General features: G+C 54.0%; 14 protein-coding genes. 12 read left to right on the forward strand and 2 right to left on the reverse strand.

Annotated features, from left to right (window positions below):
- Positions 1 to 21 precede the first annotated feature (21 nt).
- Entirely contained in the window at positions 22 to 576 is a 555-nt protein-coding gene (locus ACIPDS_RS00425) for a TetR family transcriptional regulator (protein ID WP_166515090.1), read from the forward strand.
- 190 nt (positions 577 to 766) lie between these two features.
- Here ACIPDS_RS00425 and ACIPDS_RS00430 read toward each other — a convergent pair whose 3' ends face one another.
- Positions 767 to 2455 (reverse strand): aspartate:alanine antiporter, encoded by a 1689-nt coding sequence (locus ACIPDS_RS00430; RefSeq protein ID WP_166515021.1) that lies wholly within the window; start codon positions 2453 to 2455, stop codon positions 767 to 769.
- Between the two features lie 275 nt (positions 2456 to 2730).
- On the opposite strand from ACIPDS_RS00430, the gene ACIPDS_RS00435 reads away from it, so the two are divergent.
- Positions 2731 to 3117, forward strand: coding sequence for an inner membrane protein YbjM (locus ACIPDS_RS00435; protein WP_166515022.1), 387 nt, complete (start codon positions 2731 to 2733; stop codon positions 3115 to 3117).
- A 21-nt stretch (positions 3118 to 3138) separates the two neighbouring features.
- Here the strand turns inward: ACIPDS_RS00435 and ACIPDS_RS00440 are convergent, their stop codons facing one another.
- A complete protein-coding gene (locus ACIPDS_RS00440) occupies positions 3139 to 3402 on the reverse strand; it encodes a GrxA family glutaredoxin (protein WP_062775024.1) in 264 nt (87 codons plus the stop codon).
- Positions 3403 to 3609: 207 nt separating this feature from the next.
- Between ACIPDS_RS00440 and ACIPDS_RS00445 the strand changes: the two genes are divergently transcribed.
- From ACIPDS_RS00445 to rlmC, 10 genes are all read left to right on the forward strand, one after another.
- Positions 3610 to 3888 carry a DUF1418 family protein gene (locus ACIPDS_RS00445; protein WP_166515023.1) on the forward strand — a complete coding sequence of 93 codons (279 nt, stop codon included), beginning with the start codon at positions 3610 to 3612 and terminating at the stop codon, positions 3886 to 3888.
- The gene (gene nfsA, locus ACIPDS_RS00450) at positions 3872 to 4594 is read left to right on the forward strand and encodes an oxygen-insensitive NADPH nitroreductase (protein ID WP_400731902.1); all 723 of its coding nucleotides are present in this window, start codon (positions 3872 to 3874) and stop codon (positions 4592 to 4594) included. The genes ACIPDS_RS00445 and nfsA overlap by 17 nt, the downstream gene beginning before the upstream one ends.
- A gap of 95 nt (positions 4595 to 4689) precedes the next feature.
- Positions 4690 to 5592, forward strand: coding sequence for a 30S ribosomal protein S6--L-glutamate ligase (gene rimK, locus ACIPDS_RS00455; RefSeq protein WP_166515025.1), 903 nt, complete (start codon positions 4690 to 4692; stop codon positions 5590 to 5592).
- Positions 5593 to 5720: 128 nt separating this feature from the next.
- Positions 5721 to 6200, forward strand: a complete 480-nt coding sequence (locus ACIPDS_RS00460) for a YbjN domain-containing protein (protein WP_400731904.1) — start codon at positions 5721 to 5723, stop codon at positions 6198 to 6200.
- Positions 6201 to 6606: 406 nt separating this feature from the next.
- Positions 6607 to 7719 carry a spermidine/putrescine ABC transporter substrate-binding protein PotF gene (potF, locus tag ACIPDS_RS00465; RefSeq protein WP_400731905.1) on the forward strand — a complete coding sequence of 371 codons (1113 nt, stop codon included), beginning with the start codon at positions 6607 to 6609 and terminating at the stop codon, positions 7717 to 7719.
- A 236-nt stretch (positions 7720 to 7955) separates the two neighbouring features.
- Positions 7956 to 9089 carry a putrescine ABC transporter ATP-binding subunit PotG gene (potG, locus tag ACIPDS_RS00470; RefSeq protein WP_166515028.1) on the forward strand — a complete coding sequence of 378 codons (1134 nt, stop codon included), beginning with the start codon at positions 7956 to 7958 and terminating at the stop codon, positions 9087 to 9089.
- A gap of 9 nt (positions 9090 to 9098) precedes the next feature.
- The gene (potH, locus tag ACIPDS_RS00475) at positions 9099 to 10052 is read left to right on the forward strand and encodes a putrescine ABC transporter permease PotH (RefSeq protein WP_400731906.1); all 954 of its coding nucleotides are present in this window, start codon (positions 9099 to 9101) and stop codon (positions 10050 to 10052) included.
- On the forward strand, positions 10049 to 10894 hold the full coding sequence (potI, locus tag ACIPDS_RS00480) for a putrescine ABC transporter permease PotI (protein ID WP_166515030.1): 846 nt from the start codon (positions 10049 to 10051) through the stop codon (positions 10892 to 10894). Before potH ends, potI begins: the two co-directional genes overlap by 4 nt.
- A gap of 58 nt (positions 10895 to 10952) precedes the next feature.
- On the forward strand, positions 10953 to 11441 hold the full coding sequence (locus ACIPDS_RS00485) for a YbjO family protein (RefSeq protein WP_166515091.1): 489 nt from the start codon (positions 10953 to 10955) through the stop codon (positions 11439 to 11441).
- A 42-nt stretch (positions 11442 to 11483) separates the two neighbouring features.
- Positions 11484 to 12611: a 23S rRNA (uracil(747)-C(5))-methyltransferase RlmC gene (gene rlmC, locus ACIPDS_RS00490; RefSeq protein ID WP_400731908.1), complete on the forward strand. Its 1128-nt coding sequence runs from the start codon at positions 11484 to 11486 to the stop codon at positions 12609 to 12611.
- The last annotated feature ends 128 nt before the right edge of the window (positions 12612 to 12739 follow it).

Consider the following 12739-nt stretch of genomic DNA (forward strand, 5'->3'; position numbering starts at 1 on the left):
ATAACGTGAAAGGGGAAAATGATGGCTCGCCGACCGAACGATCCGCAGCGCCGTGAACGTATCATTGATGCGACAATTGAAACGATCGCTATCCATGGAATTAGCGCGGTAACGCACCGCAAAATTGCCAGCTGCGCCGATGTGCCGTTAGGTTCAATGACCTATTATTTTGACGGTATTGAAGCGTTGCTGGGCGAGGCATTTAACACCTTTACCACCCGGATGTCAGAGGAGTACGCCACGTTTTTTACTGACGTGGTGACACAGAGTGATGCTTGCGATGCGGTGGCTAAACTGATTTTCAGCAGCCAGGTAACAACGCCAAAAAATATGACGCTGATGTATCAGCTTTACGCGCTGGCGTGCAGTAAGCCCGCAATGAAGGTGATTATGCAAAACTGGATGCACCGCAGCCAGCAGACGCTGGAGCAGTGGTTCGACCCGGTGACCGCCCGCGCCCTGGATGCTTTTATTGAGGGCATGACGCTGCATTACGTCACCGATCGTCAGCCGCTGACGCATGATGAGATTCGGGACAGGGTTGGGCGGATAGCGGGAGAGAAGGTAACGCGTTGATTGCACAGGGTAATGAAATTCAGACAACAAAAAACCCATCAACCTTGAACCAAAGATGGCGGGGTTGATGGGCTCCACAAAATGGGGACATCAAAGAAAAGCAGTGGCACTAATTAAGACTCGCGCTTGCTGGAAAAGTTCGGCGTTGCGCAAAAATAATTTTCTTTTCTTTGTTTCCCTCAAAACGGCGCTAGCCGCCTATCCCCGGCCAGATGATGATAATCAACGTACCGGCGAGCGTTAACAGTACGTTAGCGATGGCGTAGGTGCCTGCGTAGCCGAGTGCAGGGATGTTACTGCGCGCGGTGTCGCTGATAATTTCCATCGCAGGGGCGCAGGTACGGGCGCCCATAATGGCGCCAAACAGCAGGGCGCGGTTCATTCGCAGGACGTACGCGCCAAACAGGAAGCAAATCACTACCGGGACCAGGCTTACGAAAAGACCGGCCACCAGCATTTGTCCGCCAACCACACCAAGGCCATTACCAATGCCGCTGCCCGCGCTTAAGCCGACGCCTGCCATAAAGACCATCAGGCCAAATTCTTTCACCATATTCAGCGCCCCTTGCGGGATGTAGCCAAACGTTGGATGGTTAGCACGCAGGAAGCCGAGCATGATACCGGCAAACAGCAGACCTGCCGCGTTACCAATGCCGAAATTAAAGTTGCTGAACTGGAAGGTGATCATGCCGATCATCAGGCCAACGATAAAGAAGGCGCAGAAGGCCAGCAGGTCGGTGACCTGGCTGTGGATTGAGACGAAGCCGATGCGGTCAGCGACGGTTTTAACTCGGCGGGCGTCACCGCTCACCTGCAAAACGTCGCCTTTGTTGAGCACGATATTGTCGTCAATCGGCATCTCAATCTGGCTGCGGATCACGCGGTTTAAGAAACAGCCGTGGTCGGTGAGCTTCAGCTGCGCCAGACGGCGGCCGACGGCATTGTGGTTTTTGACCACAATCTCTTCGGTGACGATGCGCATATCCAGCAGGTCACGGTCGAACACTTCTTTGCCGTTACGGAAACTCGGGTCGAGACGCGCATGGGCATCCGGGTAGCCCACAAGCGAGATTTCGTCGCCCATTTGCAGTACCGCATCGCCGTCAGGATTGGCGAGAATACCGTTTCGACGAATACGCTCGATGTAGCAGCCGGTCTGACGATAGATACCCAGCTCGCGCAGATTTTTACCGTCGGCCCAGGCAACCAGCTCAGGGCCGACGCGGTAGGCGCGGATAACCGGCAGGTAGACTTTACGGTTGGTGTCGGTATCCAGACCGCGCTCGCGGGCGATTTGCTGGGCGCTGGTTTGCAGGTCCTGATGCTGGAACTTTGGCAGATAACGGGCCGCGACAATCAGACTGACCAGACCAATCAGGTAGGTCAGGGCGTAGCCGAGGCTTAGGTTATCCTGGGCCTGCGCCAGCAGGTTGGCTGCCATTCCAGAGTGACGCAGCGTATCGCCTGCGCCAACCAGCACCGGGGTGGAGGTCATTGACCCGGCGAGCAGACCGGCCGTAAGGCCGATATCCCAGCCAAACAGCTTTCCCAGACCCAGGGCGATCAGCAGAGCACTGCCAACCATCACCAGGCCAAGCATCAGATAATTCTTGCCGTCGCGAAAGAAAATAGAAAAAAAGTTAGGGCCAGCTTCTACGCCGACGCAAAAAATAAATAGCATAAATCCAAGGTTTAGTGCCTCAGTGTTAATACTGAAGTGCTGTTGCCCTAATAAGAGCGAAACCACTAAAACGCCAATGGAATTACCAAGTTGGATGGAGCCCAGGCGCAATTTGCCAAGACAAAGCCCCAGCGCTAATACCACGAATAATAACAGGATGTAATTCCCGTTTAACAAATCTGCGACGTTTATATTCACGGAGTCTAACTTATTGTTTACCAGTAACGTGTTGAAAGTAATGGCTATTTGGTCTACTGTTGACCAAGGGTTATGGCATGAGTGCTGCTATCCTGTACCCGAAGAATAACCAGAAAATAGCGGTCAGTAGTTTAATCGTTCCTGACTGATACGGCTAGCAACAATCGCTTTTAACACAGAACTGTTTTGGCAGGGAAAGCCAGTGACTTTATCTGACTGGGCGTCCAAACGGGCGAGGTCTGGATTGTGATAGAGAGAATTTTCAGGAGAAGCGTGTGAAAACTGAACGCGGTTGGGCAGGTATAATTTGCTGCTTTATCTTATTTATTGTGGTTTTTTGTTCGCTGGTGTTGCAGGTGAAGGGGGCTTTTCGTACTTCAGGAAATCCTGAGTTGGGACTGCTGTTCTTTATCATCCCGGGCGTCGTTTCAAGCTTTATTTCTTCACGCCGTCGGGTGCTGCGTCCCTTATTGGGAGCCATTCTGGCCGCGCCGCTGTGTCTGCTCTTGACGCGTCTTTTTCTCAGTAGCGATCGTTCATTGTGGCAGGAGCTGGCCTGGTTGTTCAGCGCCGTGTTCTGGTGTGCGCTCGGTGCGCTGTGCTTCCTGTTTGTCAGTTCACTACTTTCCGATAAGCGCCGGGATGGAAAACGTCCGCTGTAACAGCGGACGCGGGTATCACATTCAGGCAAACAGGCCGAGATTCTCTTTTGCCCAGGCTTCAAAGTCTGTGCATCCGCCAATGTGCTGCTGGTCGACAAAAATCTGAGGTACGGTTTCCACCGGTTTACCCACCGTTTTTTCCAGGTCAGCTTTACTGATCCCTTCAGCATGAATATCGACGTAACGATAGTTAAAGTCGTCACGTTCCTGGGTCAGTTTCTCCGCCAGCTCTTTTGCACGAACGCAGTAAGGGCATCCAGGACGACCAAAAATAACAGCAAACATAATGTCTCTCCAAACGAGCGGAATAATGAATGTGCCTCTCGGCGAATGGCGCTTATGATGCCGTCGATGGAGAGCAAGGGAAAGAAGGTTCTACCTGTTGTTACGATTAACTCAGGCTATGTTTGGCCAAATATTTTTGGCAAGCTTACCGTTATACTCGTCATTAAATACATGAAAACGGCGCTAAGGGTTCACAGGAGGAGAAGCATGCGTTCGCTTGGAGCACTACCGAAAAGCGTTTTAATTCTTGAGGGGATCGGCATGGTTGTGCTGGCGACGGCATGGCTGTCGCTTAATCAGTACATTACGTTGCCCGCACCGTTTGCCAGCCAGCTGGCTGCGGTGGTGATGATCTTCGTCGGTATTGCGCTAATGTTACCTGCTGCGGGTGTGCTCTTCTGGGGTATCGCCCGCGCGGTTGCCCCGCAGCTTATGAATTCGACCCTGCCGCAAGATAAGGAAAAAAAAGATGACACCCACCATTGAGGTTCTGCTAAACCATCGCTCTATTCGCCAGTTCACCGGTGAGCCAATCACTGATGACCAGCGTCATGCCATTATCGCCAGCGCACAGTCGACCTCGAGTTCGAGCTTTTTACAATGTAGTTCCATCATTCGTGTGACCGACAAAAACCTGCGCGCACAGCTGGTTGAACTGACCGGTGGACAAGCTCACGTCGCCCAGGCCGCGGAATTCTGGGTGTTTTGTGCAGACTTTAATCGTCTGTTGCAGATTTGCCCTGAGGCGCAACTGGGATTGGCTGAGCAGCTGCTACTGGGCGTCGTCGATACCTCATTGATGGCGCAGAACGCGCTAACCGCGGCGGAATCGCTGGGGCTGGGGGGCGTGTATATTGGTGGTCTGCGCAATAATATTCAGGCGGTAACCGATTTACTGAAGCTGCCGAAATACGTGTTGCCGCTGTTTGGTCTGTGTCTCGGTTGGCCTGCCACCCAGCCGGATCTTAAACCGCGCTTGCCTGCCACGCTGCTGGTGCATGAAAACGCCTATCAGCCGCTGGATAAGGCTGAACTCGATCGTTATGACGAAGAGCTAGCGCAATATTATCTGTCGCGCAGCACCAATGCGCGCCGGGATACCTGGAGCGATCATATTCGCCGTACGCTGATTAAAGAAAGCCGACCGTTTATTCTGGATTATTTGCATAAGCAAGGCTGGGCAACACGCTAACCGGTAAAGCGGAATTCTGTGGTCACGCGCATGCATTCGGCTCGGATGGCGCAGTATGATACGTCGGCTTTTTTGAGGTTTTGGAGAGGTAAAGGGTGAAAATTGCCATTTTGTCCCGGGATGGAACGCTCTATTCATGCAAGCGTCTACGCGAGGCGGCGAAGCGTCGTGGTCACATTGTCGAAGTGCTCGACCCGCTTTCTTGTTATATGAACATTAACCCGTCGGCGTCGTCTATCCACTATAAAGGGCAAAAGCTGCCGCACTATGACGCGGTTATCCCGCGTATTGGCTCGGCGATTACCTACTATGGGATGGCGGCGCTGCGGCAGTTTGAAATGCTGGGCAGCTACCCGTTAAACGAGTCGGTGGCTATCACTCGCGCACGCGACAAACTGCGTTCACTGCAGCTACTGGCGCGTCAGGGTATCGATTTGCCCGTGACCGGGATTGCCCATTCGCCGGATGATACCAGCGATCTTATTGATATGGTCGGCGGCGCGCCGCTGGTGGTGAAGCTGGTCGAAGGCACCCAGGGCATTGGCGTCGTGCTGGCTGAAACGCGGCAGGCCGCAGAGAGCGTTGTGGATGCCTTTCGCGGCTTAAACGCGCATATTCTGGTGCAGGAATACATTCAGGAAGCCAAAGGCCGCGATATTCGTTGCCTGGTGGTCGGCGACGAGGTCGTGGCTGCCATCGAACGGCGCGCGAAAGAGGGCGATTTTCGCTCCAATCTGCATCGAGGCGGGGTGGCGACGGTGGCCGATATTACTCCCGCCGAACGTGAGATTGCGGTGAAAGCGGCTAAGACGCTGGGGCTTGATGTCGCCGGGGTTGATATCTTACGTGCCAAACGCGGGCCGCTGGTGATGGAAGTTAACGCCTCGCCGGGGCTGGAAGGGGTGGAATCCACCACCGGCGTTGATGTGGCAGGTAAGATGATTGAGTGGATCGAGCGTCATGCCTGCCCTGGCTTTTGCCTGAAAATCGGCGGTTAGCCCGGCTATCGTGGTATGCGTGGGCATTTTTGCGTAGACTGTGCGCTAAAATCGTACTTATACCGGGTTTTAGCTCGGTAATTTGTTTTTTTTGAATCATTACTTTACTGCATGAGGTCATAGACAATATGGATTCTCTCGTCGTCCCGAGTCTGGATACGTTACGTCAGTGGCTCGACGAAATGGGCATGAGCTTTTTTGAGTGCGACACCTGTCAGGCGCTCCATCTGCCGCATATGCAAAATTTCGACGGTATCTTTGATGCCAAAGTCGACCTCATTGATAACGTCGTGCTGTTCTCTGCGCTGGCGGAGGTCAAACCGTCTGCATTACTGGCGCTGGCCGCCGATCTTTCCGCGATTAACGCCAGTTCGCTAACCGTAAAAGCATTCCTTGATATGCAGGATGATAATCTGCCAAAGCTGGTGGTTTGCCAGTCATTATCCGCCGCCGTGGGGCTGACTTTCGAACAATTCGCGTCGTTTATGCAGCAGAGTGAAGAGCAGGTCTCAATGGTGGTGCTTGAGGCTTCCGCGCACGATCTGTTGTATAAAACGGAAGGCGAAGAGCAGCAGCAAGAAGAACCTCAGAACCATTTTCTTCACTAATCCCACCGCTAAAAGAGCGCAGTCACTGCCGTCGTGGCTGCGTATTACATTCTTTTATTCTATTTTTAACCAGTCCTTAGCGATTATTTCACTACCTGATTGCCACTTTTGGCTTATCAGATAGAGTGATCTTGCATAAAAAATTGATAAAAGGCGTTTTTTACCCTGACCTATAGCCTCTGACACAGGCTACAGTTATTCTTGCGACATATCGGTGCACTCTCTTTTATTAGCTAACATTTAGCGTAGTTGGCGAGGATCTTGCATCGGTAAAGCGAGCAATGACTGCAGGGGAGCCCGGTCTCTTCTCTTTCATGTAATCCGAAATAATATGCATGATATCTGCATACTCAACATTGCGTATATTGAGTCCGTTTGTTAACGGGCGACGAGAAGGATAAGAGAGATGGCCGCCTTGAATAAGAAATGGTTAACGGGTCTGGTAACAGGTGCGCTGATGGCCGCCTCGGCAAGCGTGCTCGCTGCGGAACAAAAAACGCTGCATGTATATAACTGGTCTGATTATATTGCGCCGGACACCGTCGCAAATTTTGAAAAAGAGACCGGCATTAAAGTGGTGTACGACGTCTTTGATTCCAACGAAGTGCTGGAAGGCAAACTGATGGCAGGCAGCACTGGCTTTGACCTGGTGGTGCCTTCCGCCAGCTTCCTTGAGCGTCAGCTTACCGCGGGCGTTTTCCAGCCGCTTGATAAAAGCAAATTACCGAACTGGAAAAATCTTGACCCGGAAGTGTTAAAGCTGGTGGCTAAGCACGACCCGGATAACAAATACGCTCTCCCTTATCTGTGGGCGACGACCGGCATCGGCTATAACGTCGATAAAGTGAAAGCCGTGCTGGGCAAAGATGCGCCGCTCAACAGCTGGGATCTGGTGATGAAGCCGGAGAATCTTGAGAAGCTGAAAAGCTGCGGCGTGTCGTTCCTCGATGCCCCGGAAGAAATCTTTGCCACCGTACTTAACTACTTAGGCAAAGACCCGAACAGCATGAAAGCCGATGATTACACCGGCCCGGCAACCGATCTGCTGCTAAAACTGCGGCCGAATATCCGCTATTTCCACTCTTCGCAATACATTAACGACCTGGCTAACGGCGATATCTGCGTGGCGATTGGTTGGGCAGGCGATGTCTGGCAGGCGGCAAACCGCGCGAAAGAGGCGAAAAACGGCGTCAATGTTTCCTACTTTATTCCAAAAGAGGGGGCGCTGGCGTTCTTTGATGTGTTCGCGATGCCTGCGGATGCGAAAAATAAAGATGAAGCCTATCAGTTCCTTAACTACCTGATGCGTCCAGATGTGATAGCCCATATCAGCGACCACGTGTTCTATGCCAACGGGAATAAGGCCTCCACGCCGCTTATCAGCGCTGAGGTTCGCGACAACCCGGCGATTTACCCACCGGCCGATGTGTTCGCCAAACTGTTCACGCTGAAAGTGCAGGAGCCGAAAATCGACCGCGTCAGAACGCGCGCGTGGACCAAAGTCAAAAGCGGCAAATAAATTAACCAACCGAAAGATGATGCCGATTGCGCACCAGTAGCCCGGACGAGGTGCGTTAGCACCGACTCTGGGGAGTTCCCCGGCGTCACTCCGTTCGGCCAGGCTACTCAATGGTGATGGTTATGCACCGGGGCAGTGCAGCTGCCCCAATCTGGACATCGGTCGTTTGGCCGAACGCCAGGGGTTGATATGACAACCGGATCATATCGCTATTTTTTTTGCCGGAGAGCACTCGATTGAACGACGCTATTCCCCGCCCACAGGCGAAAACCCGCAAAGCGCTCACTCCGCTGCTGGAAATCCGTAACCTGAGCAAATCTTTCGACGGCAAACCCGCCGTTGATGACGTAAATCTCACCATTTATAAAGGCGAAATCTTTGCCCTGTTAGGCGCCTCCGGCTGCGGGAAATCGACCCTGCTGCGGATGCTGGCAGGTTTTGAACAGCCAACCGCCGGACAAATTATCCTCGATGGCGTCGACCTCGCTCAGGTGCCGCCATATCTGCGGCCTATTAACATGATGTTCCAGTCCTATGCGCTTTTCCCGCACATGACCGTTGAACAGAACATCGCCTTCGGCTTAAAGCAAGACAAGCTGCCGAAAGCTGAAATCAGCGCCCGCGTGGCCGAAATGCTCACCCTGGTGCATATGCAGGAGTTTGCCAAACGCAAACCGCATCAGCTTTCCGGTGGTCAGCGTCAACGCGTGGCGCTGGCGCGCAGCCTGGCGAAACGGCCAAAACTGCTGCTGCTTGACGAACCCATGGGCGCGCTGGATAAAAAACTGCGCGACCGGATGCAGCTGGAAGTGGTGGATATTCTGGAACGCGTTGGCGCCACCTGTGTCATGGTGACTCACGACCAGGAAGAAGCGATGACCATGGCCGGGCGCATCGCCATTATGAACCGCGGTAAATTCGTGCAGATTGGCGAACCGGAAGAGATCTACGAGCACCCAACCACGCGTTACAGCGCCGAATTTATCGGCTCGGTTAACGTCTTTGAGGGGCTGCTTAAAGCGCGGCAGGAAGACGGGCTGGTGATTGATTCTCCAGGGCTGGTTCATCCGCTGAAAGTAGACCCGGATGCCTCGGTGGTCGACAACGTGCCGGTATACGTCGCGTTACGCCCGGAAAAAATCATGCTCTGCGAAGACCCGCCAGCCGACGGCTACAACTTTGCCGTCGGCGAAGTCGTGCATATTGCCTACCTTGGCGATCTCTCCATTTATCACGTGCGGCTTAAAAGCGGCCAGATGATCAGCGCTCAGTTGCAGAATGCGCACCGTTACCAGAAAGGGTTGCCGACCTGGGGCGATGAAGTACGTCTGTGCTGGGAAGCCGACAGCTGTGTGGTACTGACGGTTTAAGGAGCGGCGATGAGTATTTATGAACCTCCGGCTCGTCCGAGCAAACCGGGCGGTATCGCCCTGTGGCTTGCGCGCATTAATATGAAGCACGGTCGCAAGCTGGTGATTGCGCTGCCGTATGTGTGGCTGATTCTCCTGTTCCTGTTGCCGTTTTTGATTGTCTTTAAAATTAGTCTCGCCGAAATGGCGCGGGCAATTCCGCCGTACACTGACTTAATGGAATGGGCGGATGGCCAGTTATCCCTGACGCTTAATTTTGCCAACTTCCTGCAACTGACCGACGATCCGCTCTATCTGGAAGCCTATTTACAGTCGCTACAGGTGGCGGCGATCTCGACGATTTTCTGTTTGCTGCTCGGCTATCCGCTGGCCTGGGCGGTGGCGCACAGTAAACCGTCGACGCGCAACATCCTGCTGCTGCTAGTGATTTTACCGTCGTGGACCTCATTTTTGATTCGCGTCTACGCCTGGATGGGGATCCTTAAAAACAACGGGGTGTTGAATAACGTTCTGATGTGGTTAGGGGTTATCGACCAGCCGCTGACCATTTTGCACACCAATCTCGCGGTCTATATCGGTATTGTTTACGCCTACCTGCCGTTTATGGTGCTTCCGATTTATACCGCGCTCACGCGCATTGATTATTCGCTGGTGGAAGCGTCGCTGGATCTCGGCGCGCGACCGCTGAAAACCTTCTTTAGCGTGATTGTGCCCTTAACCAAAGGCGGGATTATTGCCGGTTCGATGCTGGTCTTTATTCCGGCGGTCGGCGAGTTTGTGATCCCGGAACTGCTTGGCGGCCCGGACAGTATCATGATTGGTCGCGTGCTGTGGCAGGAGTTCTTTAACAATCGCGACTGGCCGGTGGCGTCAGCCGTGGCGATCATCATGTTGCTGCTGCTGATCGTGCCGATCATGTGGTTCCATAAATATCAGCAAAAACAGATGGGGGATCACGGATGAATAATTTACCGGTCGTGCGCTCGCCGTGGCGCATTCTGATTCTGGTGATTGGGTTTACCTTCCTGTATGCCCCGATGCTCATGCTGGTAATTTACTCGTTTAACAGTTCCAAGTTGGTGACCGTATGGGCGGGCTGGTCCACGCGCTGGTACGGCGAGCTGTTCCGTGATGACGCGATGATGAGCGCGGTCGGGCTCAGCCTGACCATTGCCGCTGCGGCCGCCACTATGGCAGCCGTGCTCGGCACGATGGCGGCGATGGTGATGGTGCGTTTCGGTCGTTTTCGCGGAGCAAACGGCTTTGCCTTTATGATCACCGCGCCATTAGTCATGCCGGATGTCATAACCGGGCTGTCGCTGCTACTGCTGTTTGTGGCGCTGGCGCACGCTATCGGCTGGCCGGCGGATCGTGGCATGCTCACCATCTGGCTCGCGCACGTGACGTTTTGTACCGCTTACGTAGCGGTGGTGATCTCCTCGCGTTTGCGCGAACTTGACCGCTCGATAGAAGAGGCGGCGATGGATCTTGGCGCGACGCCGCTAAAGGTCTTTTTCATCATCACGCTGCCGATGATTATGCCAGCGGTCATTTCCGGCTGGCTGTTGGCCTTCACCTTGTCGCTTGATGATCTGGTGATCGCCAGCTTCGTTTCTGGCCCCGGTGCCACCACCTTGCCGATGCTGGTCTTTTCCAGCGTGCGAATGGGGGTGAACCCGGAGATCAATGCCCTGGCATCGCTTATCTTAGGCGTGGTCGGAATTGTCGGATTGATCGCCTGGTATCTGATGGCGCGCGCAGAAAAACAACGCGTGCGCGATATCCAACGTGCAAGACGCGAATAATCCACTTAAAATCAATAAGGATGCAGTCGATGCCGCGAACGTTCGCGGCATCGTTTTCATGGAAGGCAATACATTGGAACTGTTTACTCGAACCCCTCGGTCGCACGCCCGTCTGAATGTTCCTGCTTTAGTGCAGGTGGCTGCGCTCGCGATTATTTTAATCCGCTGCCTCGACCTGTTGATGATATTCAACTTACTCGGGCTTGCCGGTATTGCCGATTTTATCCATCGCAGCGTACAAACCTGGACGCTGACGCTGGTATTCTTAAGTTCTCTGGTGCTGGTTTTTGTGGAAATTGGCTGCGCATTCTCGTTGGTGAAAGGGCGCAACTGGGCGCGCTGGGTTTACCTGTTGACGCAGGTCATTGCCGCCAGCTACCTGTGGGCCGCATCGCTTGGCTACGGCTATCCCGAACTGTTTAGCATTGCCGGGGAGTCTAAACGGGAAATCTTCCGCTCGCTGGTGCTGCAAAAAATGCCGGATCTGCTGGTCCTGCTCCTGCTTTTTATTCCTGCCTCCTCGCGTCGGTTTTTCCGCTTTCAATAACGGTGATACAATCCACGCCCCGATTTGTCTGAAGGTTTTTCTATGCAGTGCGCACTTTTTAATGCCGACCGTTGCCGTTCATGCCAGTGGATTGAACAGACAATCCCACAGCAACTGGCGGCGAAAATGGCCGATCTCCAGACGCTGTTGGCGGATTTCCCCGTGGCCCAGTGGTGCGCGCCGGTAAGCGGCCCAGAAAAAGGCTTTCGCAATAAAGCCAAAATGGTGGTCAGCGGCAGCGTAGAAAAACCGCTGCTGGGCATGCTGCACCGTGACGGAACGCCGGAAGATTTAACCGACTGCCCGCTCTACCCAGACACCTTTGCGCCGGTATTTGCCGCGCTTAGGCCTTTTATCGCCCGCGCCGGACTTACGCCGTATAACGTGGCGCGCAAGCGCGGCGAGCTGAAGTATTTGTTGCTGACCGAAAGCCAAAAAGAGGGCGGTATGATGCTGCGCTTTGTGCTGCGTTCGCAAAGCAAGCTAGAGCAGCTGCGCGCGGCGCTGCCGTGGCTACAAGCGCAATTGCCGCAATTAAAGGTGATCACCGCGAATATCCAGCCGGTACATATGGCGATTATGGAAGGTGAGCAGGAGATCTATTTCACCGACCAACAGGCGCTGGCGGAGACCTTTAACGGCGTGCCGCTGTGGATCCGCCCGCAGAGTTTCTTCCAGACTAACCCGACGGTTGCCAGCGCGCTGTACGCTACCGCCCGCGACTGGGTGAGGGCGCTGCCGGTCAACCATATGTGGGATCTGTTCTGCGGCGTGGGCGGCTTTGGTCTGCATTGCGCGACGCCGGAAATGACCCTTACCGGGATTGAAATTGCCCCGGAAGCCATTGCCTGTGCCAAACAGTCGGCGGGGGAATTAGGCCTTAAAAAACTGCACTTTCAGGCGCTCGATTCCACCCAGTTCGCGACCGCCCAGGGCGAAGTACCGCAGCTGGTGCTGGTGAACCCACCACGTCGCGGTATTGGCAAGGCGCTGTGTGATTATTTAAGTGAGATGGCGCCGGAGTTTATCGTTTATTCCAGCTGTAATGCGCAAAGCATGGCGAAGGATTTTTCTCACCTCACCGGGTATCAGGTGGCGAAAGTTCAGCTGTTCGATATGTTCCCGCATACGGCGCATTATGAAGTTCTGACGTTGCTTGTGCGGCGTTAGACCCTCACCCCAGCCCTCTCCCTAAAAGGGAGAGGGAGCACACCGAGCTCCGGCCAGTCCCCTCGCCCCTTTGGGGAGAGGGTTAGGGTGAGGGGAACCCCTGCACCTCTCTGCTCCGCCAAAGTTTA

The sequence above is a fragment of the Kluyvera sp. NPDC087067 genome (assembly GCF_044745165.1).
GTDB lineage: Bacteria > Pseudomonadota > Gammaproteobacteria > Enterobacterales > Enterobacteriaceae > Kluyvera.